The sequence below is a fragment of the Caulobacter sp. GW821-FHT09B11 genome, assembly GCF_059418205.1.
Map to the genome: position 1 here is coordinate 135,098 of NZ_JBWKPK010000004.1, position 16,836 is coordinate 151,933.

Here is a 16,836-nt window from a genome sequence, read left to right on the forward strand (position 1 = left end):
AGCGTCAGGAGGATGACGCGCCTTCGCCTCGCCCGATGATTGCTTTACCGGACAGGCCTATTCATTTTTCGCCGCCGCGACCGGCCGGAATCTCAAGAAATATTCTGTGACGACTTCACAACGACGAACGCCGACGCGTCCGGACCGCGAGGTCCAGGCGCGCCGGCGTCGAAGAAGCCGAGATGATCTGGATCAGGCGCCGAGGCTGGCCGTGAGGTCGTCGAAGAGCTCGTCGACCGACAGCTTGCGCGGAATGATCTTCTGGTCGAACGCCCAGTCGATGGCGAGCTGCAGACCCTTGCGGTTGGCCTCCAGGCCGAACGGCGGATAGACGGCCGGCGGGCCGCCCTCGGTCAGGGCGCGGCTCTCGACGATCATCCGGTAGATCTCGCGGACCACGTCGGGGCGCTGCCTGGCGACATCCTCGTGGACGACGAAGATGTGGTTGATCGGCACGACCTGCTCGCGCTCGAACCAGGCCTTGGCGGCGTTGAACGGGTCGGGCACCAGGTACTGGACGCGCGGATCCTTGGGCAGGTCGACGCCCTGCAGGGTGGCGGCCAGCTGCCCGTCCAGCATCATCTGGCCGATGTCGGAGCCCTTGGGAAGGCGCACGCAGTTGGCCGGGTCGCTGTATTCCTCCAGGTGGCCGTCGCCGGTGGTGCGCCAGGTGACCTTGTCGAGGTCGACGCCGTACTCGTGCTGGAGCACGCCGCGGATCCACAGGCCGGTGGTCTGGGCGTAGGTGCGCACGCCCACCTCCCTGCCCTCGATGTCCTTGGGGTCGAGGTGGCCGAGGTCCTTGTTGAAGCCGGCGCAATGGTGCTGGAAGCGGCCGGAGATCGGGGCCGGCAGCAGCACGTAGGGCTTTCCGTAGCACTTGGCCTGCAGGTAGGTGACGATCGCCAGTTCGCCGGCGTCGTACTGGTTGCGGCGGACCATGTCCTTGAAGCCGTTGTGGGCCTGTTCGGGGCCGCAGAAGTCCAGGGTGACGATGTCGGACGTCACCCGGCCGTCCTTCATGGCCTTGGTCACCGGATAGTCGGCCAGGTTGGTCTTCAGAGTCAGCACTTCGGCCGCAACGTCGCTCATGACGCGGTCCCTCCCGGTTTTCTTCAGAGTTTGACTTCGATCAGCACCGGGCCCGCCTCGCGGGTGGAGTCGATCATGGCCTGGGTGAAGTCTTCCGCCGTCTCGACGCTGACCGCCGGCACGCCCATGCTCTTGGCCATGGCGACCCAGTCGATCGTGGGGTTGCCGATGTCGATCATCGACAGGGCGCGCGGCCCCGGCGCGGCGCCCGCGCCCATGTTCGAATATTCGGCCTTGAGGATGGCGTAGCTGTTGTTGGCGAAGATGATCGTCGTGACCGGCAGGCCTTCGCGGGCCTGGGTCCACAGCGACTGGATCGTGTACATGGCGCTGCCGTCGCCCACCATGCAGAAGGTCCGGCGCTCCGGGCAGGCCATGGCCGCCCCCGTCGCCACCGGCGTACCGTAGCCGATCGAACCGCCCATGTTCTGGATGGTGTCGTGCGGACGCGCCCCGGCGGTGAGGCCCATCGACTCCCGGCCGGTGGTCAGGGACTCGTCCACCAGGATGCAGTTCTCGGGCATGGCGTAGCTGAGCGCATGGGCGATGCTGACCGGGTTCAGCGCGCCCTGCGGGGCCGCCTGCTCCGAGCGTGCCTGGAGGACCGGCTGGGTCTTCAGCGCGCCCAGGGCCTGCGCCAGCATTTCGAGCCCGAGGACGCTGTCCTCGTCCTTGGCGACCAGCTCGTGCACCTGGCAGCCGGCGGGCTTCAGCACGCTGGGCTTGTCGGGATAGCTGAAGAAGGCGATCGGCTCGCCGGTCTCGACCGTGACGATGTGCTTGAAGGCGCTGAGGAAGGCCACGGCCTGGCTCACGGCGTAGGGAATGCGCTCCAACGGCGTGCGGCCGGCGCCCCGCTCGATGCGGACGCTGAAGAACTGGGTGGCGATGCGGCAGCCGGTGGTGGCGGCGACGCGGCCGGCCAGGTCCAGCGAGCGGCCCCGCATGGATTTGCCCCCGAAGATGATCAGGGTCGGCTCGCCTGACCGCAGCACCTTGGCGATGTGCTCGACCTTGTCGGACGGCGGCGCGCGGCGGGTCGGCTCGCACTTGGGGAGCTGCGAAACCTCGCCCGCCTCGCCCCAGCTGGCGTCGCCGGGCAGGATCAGGGCCGAGACCAGGCCTTCGTTGGCCTTGGCGACGGCGGCGGCGGTGTCGGTGGCGATGGATTCGGCGCCGTCGGTCGTGCGCACCCAGTGGCACAGCGGGCGGGCCAGGCCCTGGATGTCGGAGGTCAGCGGCGCGTCGTACTTCAGGTGCGAGGCGGCGTGCTCGCCGATGATGTTGACCATGCCGACGCCGGCGCGTTTGGCGTTGTGGATGTTGGCAAGGCCGTTGGCGAGGCCCGGTCCCAGGTGCAGCAGGGTGGAGGCCGGCTTGTCCTTCATCCGACCCCAGCCGTCGGCGGCGCCGGTGGCCACGCCCTCGAACAGGCACAGGACGCTGCGGATGCGGGGATTTTCCAGCGCCGCCAGGAAGTGCATTTCCGAGGTGCCGGGATTGGCGAAGCAGACCTCGACGCCCTGGTCGGCCAGCGTGTTCACAAGGCTTTCGGCGCCGTTCATCTCAACTCCTCCACACGAGCGAACGGCTTCAAATGACCGTTCGCCTTGGGGAGAAGGGAGACCATTTCCAGGATTGGCGCTCCAATCCAAACGGGCCGGAAAGCGATAGATTTCCGGGTGTTCTCTGAACCAGCCTCCACCTCCGCCGTCATTCCCGCCCTTGTGGCGGGAACCCCTCGCGCCGCCGCAAAGGTGGAAGGGGCGACGTGCTGAAGCACGTCGCTTGCGCCTCACGTGTCAGCTGAACCAGGGGTTCCCGCCACAAGGGCGGGAATGACGGGAGTTTGTTTGGCGAAGGGGAGAGTGCCACCTCCACCGGGTCTCAATACCCCGCCAGTTCCTTGCCCTTGCCGACCACGCCGTAGGAGCGCTGCGGGGCGGCCATCAGCCAGCGGTAGCCCTCGGCCAGCAGGCGCTCGAGATTGCCGGCGTTGGTGTGCGGGTTGCCCACCGGCACGCCGTGGCGCACGCAGGTCTCGGCGACCTTCTTCATGGCGTCGCGCACATCCGGATGGTCGTACTGGCGCGGGAAGCCCATCTCCTGGGAAAGGTCGCCCTCCCCGATCAGCACGAAGCCGACGCCGGGCACCTCTTTCAGGATCTCGTCGAGGGTCTCGACGCCCTTGACGCTCTCGATCATCAGCCCGACCAGCAGTTCGCCGTGCGGGGCCAGCGGCCAGACGTCGGCCTTGGCGTAGTAGTCGGCCATCGACAGGCCCCAGTAGCGGGCGGCGGTGGCGGGACCATCGCCGCGCACGCCGCGCGGCTCGTACAGCGGGGCGTTCCTGGGGCGGGCGTAGCGGCACGAGGCGACGGCGTTATAGGCCTGGGCCACGTCGTTGATGTGCGGCCAGATCACGCCGTAGACGCCGCGGTCCAGGGCCTGCTTGGCGTAGGCCTGGTTCATCTCGACGCCGTTGGCCGGCACGCGGACGATCGGGGTGACCTGCGGCGCGAGGGTGGGCGCCGAATGGATCTGCTTGCGGTTCAGCAGGTACTGCAGGGAATCGCCGAGGGCGGCCATGTCCCAGGGATTGTGCTCCATCTCGAACACCAGGCCGTCATAGGGCGAGTCCGAGAGGTCGATGGCGCTCTGCTTGTCGGCCTTGGCGAAGCAGGTGAAGGCGGGCTTGCCGGCTTCCCAGGCGCGGATGACGCCGTTCAGGCGGGTGTCGGTCATGGTTCTTCCCCGTGGTTTCTGTCCGACTGAGCTAGACCCGCGCGGCCGTCCCGCCCTGATCGATGAACCTTCCCCACCGATAGAAAAAGCGCGCGGGAGCCGGTCAAGCCCCCGCGCGCCAGTAGTCCCATGCGCTTTCAGGACGGGGATCGGGAAGGACGTCGGATCAGACCCTCATGGACCCACCAAAGTTCGCCTCCCTCGCCCTCGTGGCGAGGGCCCATGCCGGCGACCGCTCAGACCTTGGCGGGCTTCCAACGATCTGAGCGGCGGAACGATGGGCCCTGGGCACAAGGCCCAGGGAGGCGGTGTTTGGTCTGAAGTGGAAGCGAGCTCCCTACTCCTCGGGATTCCAGTACATGAAGCCCATGCCCTCGCCGGTGCCGGCGGCGGTGCGCCAGCAGGGCACGTAGTCGACCAGGGTCATCTGCGCGCCGGTGTGCTGCAGGGCCATCATGACGATGCTGTAGATCTTCACCTCGGAGGTGCCCGACTGGTAGTAGCCGTCGGGGATCGCGGCGAGGCCGTCGTAGTCGTAGGCCGCCAGCTTTCCCATGACGTCGCGGTCGAAGTCCTCGTCGTTGACGAAGTGCGACAGCCCGCCCGAGGCGATGATCGCCACGCGCACGTCGGCCGGCCAGGCCTCGATCGCCTCGCGCAGCACGCGGCCGAACTCGATGCAGCGGCTCATCGACGGCTGGGTCGGCGGATAGAACAGGTTGAACAGCACCGGCACGTGCGGCGGCGGCTGGTCGCCCATGATCTGGTGATAGACGAAGCTGTAGGCGTGCGGCACCACCGGATAGTCCGGCTTGCTGCCCTGGCGCTGCTCCATCCAGACGTTGTCGGGCCAGGCCTGAAGGTCGTTTAGGTCGAAGCCCTCCTTCTGGAAGGCCTTGATCAGATAGGTCGCCAGCTCCGGATAGGCCTTGTGCACGACGTGGTGGTCGGGCGCGTAGACGGGGCGCTGCGGCGGGCCGTTGTGGACCTCCTCGCCGGTATAGATGGTGATCGACGGCGACTGGTCGGGCCAGATCTCCTTCTGGTCCTTGCCCAGCACGATGGCGACGTCGATCTTCGCGCGGCCATAGGCGTCGGCCATCTTGTCGAGGGCTGCGCGGCAGCGGCCGGCGCGCTCGGTGCGCTCCTCAATGGTCAGGAACGGCTCGAAGGCCGCGCTGCGATGGGCCTCCAGCTCCGGATAGGTCCAGGTGCGGTTCCGGAACCACAGCTCGGGGTTCTTGCGGTCCCGCTCGCCGTTGGTCAGCCAGTCTTCGGGCGCCTGCCCCAGCATGCCGCTGTGGGGCGCCGCCATCCCGAACACGATCTTGGCCATCTTACGCGTCTCCCAAAATTCTCAGACAGGTCCGGGCGCTCAGGCTTTCGCCTCGGCGTCCTCGGGAACCTTCGGCGCCCACTCGGGCCGCAGCATCACGATCACCGTCAGGGCGCCCAGCACCAGGAAGGCGAAGATCAGGGTCATCGGAGCCACGAACGAGCCGGTGGCGTGCAGCAGCCAGCCGGTGATCAACGGCGCGACGCCGCCCGCCAGGGCCGTGGCGACGTTCTGAACGCCCTTCACCCGCCCGACGATCGGGGCCGGGATCAGGGTCAGGCTGCAGAGCGCCAGGTTGTTGGCGGTGGTCAAACCCAGGCCCGACAGAGAGGCGACATTCCAGAACAGCGCGGTGTTGACGTCGGTGGCGCGGGCGCCCAGCAGCACCGTGCAGGCGATGGCGAAGCCGGCGACGACGAAGATCTTGCGGATCAGCACCGGGCGGCCGTAGCGCTGGATCAGCTTGTCGGCCGCATAGCCCGAGGCCAGAGCGACCAGGGCGATGCCCATGAAGCTGTAGAAGGTGTAGAGGCCCATCTGCTCCAGCGACAGGCCGCGCTGCTCGACCAGATAGGCCGGCATCCAGGTCATGCAGAAGAAGGTGAAGTAGTTGTAGCAGAAGTTGACCACCAGCGTGCCCCAGACCAGCGGACTGGACAGGATGGTCAGGATCGAGACGTCGACCTTCTTCTTGGCGGCCGCCACCGTCGCCGCGGCTCGGGTCGGCAGGTCGCTCTTCACCGCCAGCATCCACGGCACCAGCCAGACCAGGCCCGCGAGACCGGTGATCAGGAACATCAGCTGCCAGTTCAGGTGGACGATCAGCCAGGCCGCCAGGGGCGCGCCGACGGCCGGTCCGAACTTGGCGCCGAGCATATAGACGCCGACGGCCGCGCCGCTGTTGTCGGGGTGGAAGTTGTTGCGGATCCAGCGATAGCTGGCCGGCACCACGACGGCTTCGGCCGCACCGACCAGCAGGCGCATCAGGATCAGGCCCCACAGGGCCGGCATCAGTCCGATGGCCGCCGAGGCCAGGCACCAGATCACGAAGCAGATGGCGTAGGGCCGCTTGACGCCGAAGCGGTCGACCGCCCAGCCCATCGGCACCTGGAACAGGGCGTAGGACCAGAAGAACGCCGAGTTGATCCAGCCACGGTCCACGTTCGTCAGGGCGAAGTGTTCCTTGAACGGTCCGGTCGTCAGGGCCGCCGAGATGTTGATGCGGTCGACGAAGGCGATCAGCGCCCCCACCGCCAGCAGGGCCAGAACGCCCCAGCGCGCCCAGGCCTTGGAGGGTTTAGCCGCCACCGTCGGCTGCGACGCTGCGACGGCGTCTTCGGTTGTCGTCACCACTTGCACCTGCTCCATCCCCTGCTGTCGGTCTTGCGCCGTCGCTGTTGTTCTTAGACTTCAGTCCGCCAGGCTCGGGTAGAGCTTCCTGGCGGTGTTTCCGAAGATCCAGGCCTGGTCGGCCTGCGAAAGCGACGAGAGCCGCTGCCGGGCCGTGGCCAGGATCTCCGACAGGGTTCCCGGCGAGGTCGGGAAGTTCGAGCCCCAGGCCAGCCGGTCGGCGCCGAACGCCTCGACCACCTTGGGGAACCAGGTCTCCGGCGTGGCCGCGCCCTTGGTGCTGTCGCCCATGATCCGGGGGGTCAGCTTCAGATGGATCGACGGCAGGTCGGCGATGTCGAACAGGCTCTGGGCGGCCGCATAGGGAGGGCCGTCGGCGACCTCCGGACGGGCCAGGTGGTCGAGGATGATCGGCACGTTCGCGAAGCGCTCGGCCAAAGCCCGCACCTGCGGCAGGCCCACGGGGCCGGTCTGGATGCACATGGTCAGGCCCAGCTCGCCCAGCAGTTCCCAGGCAGGATAGGCGCTTTCATCCTCCAGCTCGGTGGGGTCGAAATCCTTGGTGCTGCCGCCGGTGAAGATGCGCAGGCCGGCCAGGCCCTTGTCGGTCCAGGCCTTGATCGTCTCGACCGCATCGAGCGCGCGCACGTCCACCGAACCCACGGCGATCAGACGGTCGGCGTGAGCGTTGCAGGCATCGACGACGTAGCTGTTGTCGAAGCCGTAGGTGGTGGAGGAATGGACCACGGCCGCCTTGGCCACGCCCGCCTCGTCCATGGCCGCGATCAGGGTCTCGACCACGCAGGGCCGCTCCTGCGACCAGTCCGAGCGCTTGCCGAACAGCGGCGCCGGCGGATAGCGACCCTCGTCATCCGAGATCACGTGCGGATGGATGTCGATCACCGAAGACATAAGCGCTCCCTGGACTGGCCTCCGGCGGGCTGGTCGCCGCCGTTGTTTCGAGGGCCATGGAACGCGAGATCGGGCTTCGGGAGCAGTCGAAGCTATGCGGTGAGGTATAAGTTTCGGGCCGTCGCGAAAGACGAAGGGCGCGGCGCGGACCTCCCGCACCACGCCATCCTAGAGCCTTGATATTCTAGCCTATTTGCCCTGCGACTTCAGAAGCGCGTCGAGGCGCGGATAGACCCGTCGGGCGTTGCCTTCGTAGATGTTGTAGCGGTCTTCCTCGGTGAGGCTGACGCACGCGTCCACGTAACGCTTGGTGTCGTCGAAATAGTAGCCGGTGTCGGGATCCTTGCCCCGCACGGCGCCGATCATCTCCGAGCCGAACAGCACGTTCTTCGACGGGATGACCTTGGTCAGCAAATCGACGCCCGGGTGGTGATAGACGCAGCTGTCGAAGAAGATGTTGTCCAGCAGGCCTTCCAGCGGCCGGTTGGCCATCTCCAGCGACATGCCGCGATAGCGGCCCCAGTGATAGGGCACCGCGCCGCCGCCGTGCGGGATCACCAGGCGCAGGGTCGGGAAATCCTTGAACAGGTCGCTCTGCAGGATCTGCATGAACACCGAGGTGTCGGCGTTCAGGTAGTGGGCGCCTGTGCCGTGGAAGTTCGGATTGCAAGAGGCCGCCACGTGCACCATGGCCGGCACATCGAGGTCGCACAGGGCCTCGAACAGCGGATACCACTCGCGATCGGTCAGCGGCTTGCCGGTCCAGTAGCCGCCGGTCGGGTCGGGGTTGAGGTTGGCGCCGACGAAGCCCAGTTCCTCGACGCAGCGGCGCAGTTCGGGGATCGAGTTGGCCGGCGGCGCGCCGGGCGACTGCGGCAGCTGGCAGACCGGCACGAAGTTGTCCGGATAGATCTCGGTCACCCGCTTCACCAGGTTGTTGGAGACCTCCGCCCACTGCAGGCTGGTGCGCTCGTTGCCCAGGTGGTGGCTCATCAGGCCGGCGATCGGCGAGAACAGGGTCAGGTCGCTGCCCCGCTCCTGCTGGAGCTTCAGCTGACCGTTGCCGACGCCTTCGCGGATCTCGTCGTCGCTGACGTGAGCTTCCGAGACGGGCGGCGCGCTCGACGGGCTGTCGGCGGCGTCGACCTGGCGCTGGCGCCAGTCGCGGAACGACTTCGGAACGGTGGTGAAGTGGCCGTGGCAATCGATGATCATGGTCTGGTCCTTCACGCTCACAGCTTGTCGGTATCGACGAACAGGTCGTCGATGCTCATCCGCTTGGGGGTCAGCCCCTGGGCGAAAGCGGTGCGCTCCAGCGCCTCGATGGTCGGGCGGTTGGCCTCGATGCCGTAGGGCAGCGGGTCGGGACCGACGATCTGCGTCAGCTTGACGTACTTCTTCTCGGTGGCGTTCTGCGGGCCTTCGGCGCGCACCTTAGCCAGCCACTCGTCCTTGGCGCGCTTGAAGGCGTCGTAGAGCGACTTGGCGATCCACGGATGCTCTTCCAGCACCTGGTCCTTGACCACGATCGTGCCGTGCATCGGATAGACGCCGGTGCGGCGGAAGTAGTCGGCCTCCAGCTCGGCGGCGTTGGGCAAGAGGTCTGGATAGTCGGCCTCGACCTCCTGCCAGCCGCCCGTCGGGGCGCCGGTGCGACCGATGCCGGCCGCGCCCTCGACTCCCGCCGACAGCTCGCCATCGGCCATCATGTCGGCCAGCGGACGGGTGGCGTGGATGACGTTGCCCGGCAGCTTCAGCTCGCGGACATGCTCCTCGTCGTCGACCACCCAGGTGACCTTCGACGGGTCCAGGCCGCAGTCGTCCATCAAAGCCTGGCGCAGCCAGACGCCGGTGGTCACCGTATAAGCGCGCACGCCGACCTTCTTGCCCTCCAGGTCCTTGGCCGTGACGATGCCGGCGTCGGGGCGGATCAGCATGCCCGAATGGTGGAAGCGGCGGACCACGAAGATCGGCAGCGCCTTGAACGGCGCGCTATAGGCCCGGGCGATGATGTAGGTCGTGGGCGCGATCTCGCAGACGTCGAACTCGACGTCGCGCACCATCCGGCGGAAGGCGCCGATCTGCGGCTTGACGGTGATGATCTCGGCCTCGACGCCCTCAATGGGGATCGAGCCGTCGCGGATGGCCGACGTGTGCGGATGTTCCGCCACGGCGATCTTAAGGGGCACCTTGTTCCCGGCCACAATTCCTCTCCTTGCACGCATCAGCATCCGGGTTGCGGTCATGCGACGGTTTCCGCCCCGGTTCGACCGCACAAAGGCTGGCGACGCGGCGCAACCGCAACGGCCGCTCCGCGAAACCTTGAGGGCGCGCGCCATTTCCTATCGGCGCAGCGCGAAGGCGGCGATAGGTTCGATGCGAAGGGTGATAAGTTTTGCGTCTAAAGGCGTCATAGATCACGCGCTGCCGGACAGGTTTCTTATCACCCCGCCGCACCACATAGGCGCAATCGCACGCGTTTCTACGGCAACTAGAATCAACGACAACGCCTGGGAATGATTGCGGAATTCCCGAGTTTTCTCGGGCTTCTTGATCATCGGACGCGCCGCGATCGCCGCATGGACGCATTGCCCCCGCCCTCGACCAGCCCCGTCCACGCCGCTCCCGCCCCGACTTGCACCCCGATTGATTCCTGTTACCGCTTGGCGATCGGAGGAAGAAAAATGATCGACATGGATCCTGAACACAGGGCCGCGTCGCTGAGCTTTCGCCAGCTGAAGCTGTTCGAAAGCGTCGGGCGGCTTTGCAGCGTCCGCAGGGCGTCGGAGGAGTGCAATCTCTCCCAGCCCGCCGTGACCCAGGCCCTGGCCAAGCTGGAGCAGCAGATCGGCGCCGTCCTCTTGGAGCGCCGCGCCAGCGGCAGCTATCTCAACGAGCTGGGCGAGATCTTCCACCGCCGCACCACCCGCCTGTTCGAGCAGTTCGAGCAGGCCCTGACGATCCTGGGCGTGCCCGAAGAGACCGCGCCGGTGATCGCCAAGCGCATCTCCCGCTCCCAGGCCCGCAGCCTGATCGCCATCGTGGAGAGCGGCTCGTTCGGCCAGGCGGCGCAGTCTCTGGAGCTGTCGCAGGCCTCGCTGCAGCGCGCCGCCCGCGACCTGGAGGGCAACCTCAAGAAGTCGATCTACTACCGCACCGCCGCCGGGGTGATGGTGACGCCGGCCGGGGTCGAGTTCGGCCGCCGGATCAAGCTGGCCACCCAGGAGATCGAGTGGGGCATCCAGGAGATCGAGGCCGCGCGCGGCAGCGTCGCCAGCCAGATCGCCATCGGGGCCATGCCGTTCGGCGGCAGCATGCTGCTGGCCTCGGTGCTCGACGCCTTCGTCCAGGCCAACCCCAAGGTCGACGTCAAGATCGTCAACGAGAGCGCCTCGGAGATGCTCAAGCGCCTGAGGGACGGCGAGGTCGATTTCGTCATCGGCCTGGTGCAGGAGACCACGGCCGACGACCTGGTCAACGAGGCCCTGGCCCGCACGCCCTACACCGTCGTCGCCCGACGCGGCCACAAGCTGGCGCGGCAGGGCGAGGTCAAGCTCGAGGACCTGCTGCAATACGACTGGGTGGTGGGCACGCCAGGCGCCAGCCGCCGGGCCTGTTTCGAGCGAATGTTCGAGGGCGGCCCCGGCCCCAAGACCTCGATCGCCACCAGCGCCCTTCCGATCGTCCGCCACCTGCTGCTGCGCAGCGACCGCCTGGCGCTGATGACCTCGTACGAACTGATGCACGAGAGCGACCTGACCGCCCTGCCCTTCGGCCCGGTGGGACCCGCGCCCGCCATCGGCGTGACCAGCCGGGCCGGCTGGCTGCCCACGGGCCTGCACCAGGCGTTCATCGACCTGCTGCGCCGTCACACCGCCGACACCACGACGCCGACCCTGATGCGGCGCGCCGGCTGATCGTCGCCAGCTTGACCGAAGGCGGCTAGCATCGACGCCTGCACAGGCAATCCGGGACACTTCGAACATGCCTATCCAGACCGTGGAACTCGAAACCGCCGACGGCCCGCACCCGGCCTTCCTCCACACGCCCGCCGGCGAAGGCCCTTGGCCCGGGGTGTTCCTCCACGTGGACGAGCCGGACGGCGCGCCCCGAGCGCAGGAGATCGCCGAACGGCTGGCGTCGTCCGGCTATGCGGTGCTGACGCCGGAACCGGCGACGAACGCCGCCCAACCGTTCGCCTGGTCGACCCCCACCGCCTTGCAAGGCCAAGGTGCCGCCTGGCTTGGCCAGATTTACAATGCGGCGATGATCGGCGTCGGGCTTATCGACAACGTCTTGCATCCGTCTACCGGGGAAGTTCCCTTCCTGCACCTGAAGGACGGCAAGGCCGCCGTCCATGGCGCGGGCGACCAGACGGCCCGCCTGCAACAGGCTCTGGTGGAAGCCGGCGTCGAGCTGCGGGTCGATCCCTGATCCAGAAAAGCGCGCCGTTGAAGCCGGACGAAGGAAAAGCATGACCGGGTCCCCACATCGCACGCCGACCCGCCGAGCGGTCGGCGCCGGCGCCCTGTCGCTGCTGGCGACCGGGGCCGCGCGCGCCGCGCCGCCGACCCAGACGCTGGTCTATGTCGGGACCCAGGCCAACGAAGCCGGACAGGGCGTGGTCGCCGCGCGGCTGGACGCCAAGACCGGCCGGCTGACGCCGCTCGGCGTCGTGGCCGAGATCGCCCGCCCGACCTGGGTGCTGGCCCATCCCTCTCGCACGGTGCTGTACGTCGTCAGTGAGACCGGCGCCGATGGCGTGCAGGGCAAGGTCCACGCCCTGCGCGCAGACCTCGCCACCGGCCGGCTGAACCCGATCTCGGCGGTGGACTCGGGCGGCGGCGGGCCGACCCACCTGGCGCTCGATGCGGCGGCCAAGGGCCTGCTGGTCGCCAACTACGGCTCGGGCCATGTCGCCGCCCTGCCCGTCCGCGCCGACGGCGGGCTGGAACCGCCAGCCTCGGTGCAGGCCGACCAGGGCTCAGGCCCCTCGCCGCGCCAGAAGGGTCCGCACGCCCACGGCTCGGTCGTGGATCCATCGGGCCGCTTCGTGCTGGTCGCCGACCTCGGCGCCGACCGGGTGTTCGTCTATCCCTACGACCGCCGCGCGCGACGACTGGGACCGGCGACGACCGACAGCCTCGCCCTGCCGCCGGGCTCGGGACCGCGTCACCTGGCCTTCCATCCGGGCGGCCGTTTCGTCTTCCTGATCACCGAGCTGGTCCCGCAAATTCGCGCCTATGCCTGGGACGCCCGTCAGGGACGCCTGACGCCGGCGCATGCGACGCCGCCGCTTTCCGAGACCCTGAAGGCCAGCGGCGCCGAGATCGCCGTCAGCCGCGACGGCCGGTTCGTCTACGCCTCGGTGCGGGTGGAGAACGTCATCGTCGCCTTCGCCGTCGATCCGCGCACGGGCGCCCTGACCGAGATCCAGCGCATCGCCAGCGGCGGCCAGACGCCGTGGAGCTTCGCGATCGATCAAACGGGCCGCTGGCTGTTGGCGGCCAACCAGGGCTCGAATACGGTGACCGTCCTGGCGCGTGATCCGGCCACCGGCCGTCTCGCCGTCACCGACCAGGCCCTGCCGGTCGGCAAGCCCACCAGCCTCGCGTTCCTGGCCGCCCGCTAGGCGCCGCCGCAACCATCGGATCCCGCGTGAAAGCTTCCCCTCCCCGCAAGCTCGGCCCGTTCGAGGTGGCCCCGATCGGCCTCGGCTGCATGAACCTCAGCCACGCCTACGGCGCGCCGCCGCCGGCGCAGGACGGCGAGCGGTTATTGAACCGGGCGCTGGACCTGGGCGTCAACCTGCTGGACACCGCCGCCCTCTATGGCGGCGGGAACAACGAGACTCTGGTCGGCCGCGCGGTCGGCCATCGCCGCGACGAGTACGTGCTGGCCAGCAAATGCGTGCTCGACATGGACGGAGCCCGGCGCGTGCTGGACGGCTCGCCCGAGGCGATCACGGCCAGCCTCGACCGCTCGCTGCAACGGATGGGCGTCGATCACATCGACCTCTTCTACCTGCATCGCCTGGACCGCAAAGTGCCGATCGAGGACTCGGTCGGCGCTCTGGCCCGCGCGGTCGAGGCCGGCAAGATCCGGACGATCGGTCTCTCGGAAATGTCGGCCGCCACGCTGGAGCGCGCCCACGCCGTCCACCCGGTCGCCGCCATGCAGAGCGAGTACTCGCCGATGGTGCGCAATCCGGAGGTGGCGGTTCTGGAGGCCTGCAAGCGGCTGGGCGTCGCCTTCGTGGCCTTCTCGCCGGTGGCGCGGGGCCTGCTGGCCGGCGGCGTCACCAGCGCGGCCTACGCCAAGGGCGACATCCGCGCCTGGATGCCGCGCTTCGTCGAGCCGAACCTGGCCCACAACCTGGTCGCCGTGAGGGCCTTCGACGCTCTGGCCGGCGAGCTTGGCCTGACGCCGGCCCAGCTGTCGCTGGCCTGGACCCTGGCGCGCGGCGAGCACGTCGTGCCGATCCCGGGGACCACGAGCCTGGCGCACCTGGAGGAGAACCTCGGCGCGGCCGGGGTCGAGCTTTCGGTCGATGTGGTCGCCCGCATCGACGTCCTGTTCGCCGGCGACGCCGTGCATGGCCCGCGCTACCCGGCCGAGGCCCAGGCGCAGATCGACACCGAATTGCTGCCGGACGAGGTGCTGGCGTAGGACGTTCGGGACGCCTCCTCCCCCAAAAAACGTCCCTCCAGAACGCCTTCCTGGGCCTCGTGCCCAGGATCCATCGTGCAGCTTCTCAGACCTTGGAGAACCTGCTCGGGTCTGAGCGGTCGCCGGCATGGGCCCTCGCCACAAGGGCGAGGGAGGCGGTTGAGAGGCAAACAAGGATGGGCGAAGCCATGCCGGCCTCGCCCCTTCTTCGCATTCCCGAAAAAGCGGCCAGAAGCGCCCCAGCGCCTCCGGCCAGGCCTCGCGCTAGAACTTCGCGCCCACCCGCAGGCCGTAGGTGCGGGGCGGCAGGTATGAGCCGTAGTAGACGCCGGCCGTCGAGGTGGCGAAGGCGTAGGACTTCACCAGTTCGTCGGTGATGTTGTTGGCGTAGGCCGTCACCGACCACACGCCTTCCGGCGAGTCGTAGCTCAGGTTCAGATCGCCCGTCGTGTAGGCGTCCTGGCGGATGATAGGACTGCGGATGTCGAACAGCAGGTACTGCTTGCTGACGAAACGAGCCCGGGCCGCCGCCGTCAGGCTGCCGCCGTTGGGCAGGTCGAAGCGGTGCGAGTAGTCTACCGTCACCGTCGACTTCGGCGACTTGGGCAGCGGATTGCCCGAGAAGTTCCCGCCCGACGAATAGGGTGTGACCGGCAGCACGAAGTCGTTGAACTCCGAGTGCGTCAGGGCCGCGACCACGCCGAGGCGGTCGGCGGAGCTGATGGCCCACTGCGATTCCAGCTCCAGGCCGTACACAGTCGCCTTGTCGGCGTTGTAGGTGATCCGGCCCGAGGCGGTGCAGGCCGCCAGGTTCGACGGCAGGTTCAGACAGCCCAGCTGGCTGGCCTGGTAGTCCTTGTAGCCGTAGTGGAAGGCCGTGAGGTTCAGCTGCAGCGCATTGCTGAACAGGCGGTTCTTCGACCCCGCCTCGAACGACAGCACCTTCTCGGGCTCGTAGGAGTTGGGCGGCAGGCCGTCGTAGTTGCCGCCGGCCTTGTAGCCGGTCGCGGCGGTGAAATAGATCAGCGAGCGCTCGGCCAGCTGGTACTCGGCCGAGGCCTTCCAGTTGGTCGCCTTCCACTCGGCGTTGGCGACGTTGTTGATGTTGGACAGCAGCACGCCCGCGGCGTTGCGCACCTGGGTGCTGCCGTTCTGCTTCTTCTGGTCGTTGGTGTAGCGCAGGCCGCCGGTCAGGCGCAGCTTGTCGGTGACATGCCAGGTGGCCTGGCCGAACAGGGCGCGCGAGAAGGCGTCGATGTCCGGATAGCCGAAGGTGACCTGGGTCGGCGGCGCCAGCAGCACCTGGTACGAACTCTGGGCCTCGCCCCAGTAGTAGGCGCCGAGGATCCACGACACGGTCTGGTCGCCGGGCGAGGCCAGGCGCACTTCCACCGACTGCTGCTTGGCTTCCTGGTTCAGCTGGATGCGGCGGTCGCTGGCGTAGAGGTTTTCCAGCCTCATCTCGTGATAGGCCGGCAGCACCGTCAGGGTGACGGCACCCAGGTCCCAGGTGATCTCGCTGTGGACGCCCCAGTTGCGGTTGTCGATATGGGCGCCGGGGTTGACGGTGTTGGTCGAGCGCGGATCAACGCCGGCCACGTTCAGCTTGTAGGCCGCCGGACCCACGCCCTTGCGCAGGTCGTAGTCGGCGCCCAGCAGGATCGACAGGTCGTCGGTCGGCTTGATCAGCAGCTGGCCGCGGAAGGCCCGGGAATCCTGGTCCTCGCTCTTGCCGTCGGCGGCGTAGCCGTCGCGCTTGAGGGTGCGCATGGCGACCCGGGCGGCGATCTTGTCGCTGAGCGGCAGGTTGACCATGCCGCTGACGCCGACCTGGTCGTAGGAGCCGTATTCGGCGCCCAGGGCGGCCTCGAAGTCGAAGCGCGGGCGGGCCGAGATGACGTTGATGGCGCCGGCGGTGGCGTTACGGCCGTAGAGCGTGCCCTGCGGTCCGCGCAGCACCTCGACCTGCTGGATGTCGTAGATCAGCCCGCCGGTCGACTGCGGCCGGCCCAGATAGACGCCGTCGATGTGGTAGGCGACGGCCGGGTCGCCCTGCGGGCCGTCATTGGTGCTGAAGATGCCGCGGATGGCGACGCCGGTGGCGGCGTTGCTGGAATTGATCTCGACGTTGGGCGCCGAGCCTTGCAGGGCCTGCAGGTTCGGCGCGGCCTGCTTCTCCAGGCTGTCGGCGCTGATGGCCGTAACGGCCACGGGAATGTTCTGGACGTTTTCGCTGCGCTTCTGGGCGGTGACGACCACCTCCTCCAGCGCGGCGGGCTCGACCGGCGCCTGGCCGGCGGCCTGGGCGTTGGCGACGGCGCTCCAGCCGATCGCGATGCCGGCGCCGGCGAGCAGCGCGGCCTTCAGCGGGCGACGTCCGGGCATGGTTTGACCCCTCATTCGTAACCTCCCTCATATTTCATCGCCCCGCCTCTTTGGACTGGGGTCGTTGATTGGTTCTTGGATCGACGGCCCCGCACACGACCGGTCGCCGACCTGAAATTCGCGGGGGCCGAGCCTTGGAGGATCGCCAGCGATCGAGGCGCGAAGTCTCGCACGCCCGCCGCGACAAGCGGCGGAGCCCTGCGCCGAGACGCGCTCTCGATGTCATGCTGACGATCCTCTGAGGTCTCTCCCGCCCCCGCTGATCTCCGAGTTGAAGTAGATCAGGCGGAAGACGGAAGAGAGGGATCGAAAACCCGCAGCGCCCGATAGCTTTACCGAACGCCGTT

Annotated in this window: 13 protein-coding genes; 4 read left to right on the forward strand and 9 right to left on the reverse strand. The window is 68.0% G+C overall.

Annotated features, from left to right (window positions below):
- Positions 1-192 precede the first annotated feature (192 nt).
- The 8 genes from AC07N1_RS04180 to AC07N1_RS04215 all read right to left on the reverse strand — a co-directional run bounded on the left by AC07N1_RS04180 (position 193) and on the right by AC07N1_RS04215 (position 9,639).
- The gene (locus AC07N1_RS04180; protein ID WP_494670659.1) at positions 193-1,092 is read right to left on the reverse strand and encodes a substrate-binding domain-containing protein; all 900 of its coding nucleotides are present in this window, start codon (positions 1,090-1,092) and stop codon (positions 193-195) included.
- A 23-nt stretch (positions 1,093-1,115) separates the two neighbouring features.
- Positions 1,116-2,657 carry an acetolactate synthase large subunit gene (locus tag AC07N1_RS04185; RefSeq protein ID WP_494670660.1) on the reverse strand — a complete coding sequence of 514 codons (1,542 nt, stop codon included), beginning with the start codon at positions 2,655-2,657 and terminating at the stop codon, positions 1,116-1,118.
- Positions 2,658-2,979: 322 nt separating this feature from the next.
- On the reverse strand, positions 2,980-3,837 hold the full coding sequence (locus AC07N1_RS04190) for an HpcH/HpaI aldolase family protein (protein WP_494670661.1): 858 nt from the start codon (positions 3,835-3,837) through the stop codon (positions 2,980-2,982).
- Between the two features lie 337 nt (positions 3,838-4,174).
- Positions 4,175-5,173 (reverse strand): DODA-type extradiol aromatic ring-opening family dioxygenase, encoded by a 999-nt coding sequence (locus AC07N1_RS04195; protein WP_494670662.1) that lies wholly within the window; start codon positions 5,171-5,173, stop codon positions 4,175-4,177.
- Between the two features lie 39 nt (positions 5,174-5,212).
- On the reverse strand, positions 5,213-6,523 hold the full coding sequence (locus AC07N1_RS04200) for an MFS transporter (protein ID WP_494670663.1): 1,311 nt from the start codon (positions 6,521-6,523) through the stop codon (positions 5,213-5,215).
- Between the two features lie 60 nt (positions 6,524-6,583).
- Positions 6,584-7,435 carry an amidohydrolase family protein gene (locus tag AC07N1_RS04205; RefSeq protein ID WP_494670664.1) on the reverse strand — a complete coding sequence of 284 codons (852 nt, stop codon included), beginning with the start codon at positions 7,433-7,435 and terminating at the stop codon, positions 6,584-6,586.
- Between the two features lie 189 nt (positions 7,436-7,624).
- On the reverse strand, positions 7,625-8,665 hold the full coding sequence (locus AC07N1_RS04210; protein ID WP_494670665.1) for an amidohydrolase family protein: 1,041 nt from the start codon (positions 8,663-8,665) through the stop codon (positions 7,625-7,627).
- A 2-nt stretch (positions 8,666-8,667) separates the two neighbouring features.
- Positions 8,668-9,639 (reverse strand): ABC transporter substrate-binding protein, encoded by a 972-nt coding sequence (locus AC07N1_RS04215; RefSeq protein WP_494670666.1) that lies wholly within the window; start codon positions 9,637-9,639, stop codon positions 8,668-8,670.
- Positions 9,640-10,119: 480 nt separating this feature from the next.
- Between AC07N1_RS04215 and AC07N1_RS04220 the strand changes: the two genes are divergently transcribed.
- The 4 genes from AC07N1_RS04220 to AC07N1_RS04235 all read left to right on the forward strand — a co-directional run bounded on the left by AC07N1_RS04220 (position 10,120) and on the right by AC07N1_RS04235 (position 14,104).
- A complete protein-coding gene (locus tag AC07N1_RS04220; RefSeq protein ID WP_494670667.1) occupies positions 10,120-11,352 on the forward strand; it encodes a LysR family transcriptional regulator in 1,233 nt (410 codons plus the stop codon).
- 67 nt (positions 11,353-11,419) lie between these two features.
- The gene (locus tag AC07N1_RS04225; RefSeq protein ID WP_494670668.1) at positions 11,420-11,869 is read left to right on the forward strand and encodes a hypothetical protein; all 450 of its coding nucleotides are present in this window, start codon (positions 11,420-11,422) and stop codon (positions 11,867-11,869) included.
- Positions 11,870-11,909: 40 nt separating this feature from the next.
- On the forward strand, positions 11,910-13,067 hold the full coding sequence (locus AC07N1_RS04230) for a lactonase family protein (RefSeq protein ID WP_494670669.1): 1,158 nt from the start codon (positions 11,910-11,912) through the stop codon (positions 13,065-13,067).
- A 26-nt stretch (positions 13,068-13,093) separates the two neighbouring features.
- Positions 13,094-14,104: an aldo/keto reductase gene (locus AC07N1_RS04235; RefSeq protein ID WP_494670670.1), complete on the forward strand. Its 1,011-nt coding sequence runs from the start codon at positions 13,094-13,096 to the stop codon at positions 14,102-14,104.
- Positions 14,105-14,368: 264 nt separating this feature from the next.
- Here AC07N1_RS04235 and AC07N1_RS04240 read toward each other — a convergent pair whose 3' ends face one another.
- On the reverse strand, positions 14,369-16,489 hold the full coding sequence (locus AC07N1_RS04240; RefSeq protein WP_494670671.1) for a TonB-dependent receptor: 2,121 nt from the start codon (positions 16,487-16,489) through the stop codon (positions 14,369-14,371).
- Between the last annotated feature and the right edge of the window lie 347 nt (positions 16,490-16,836).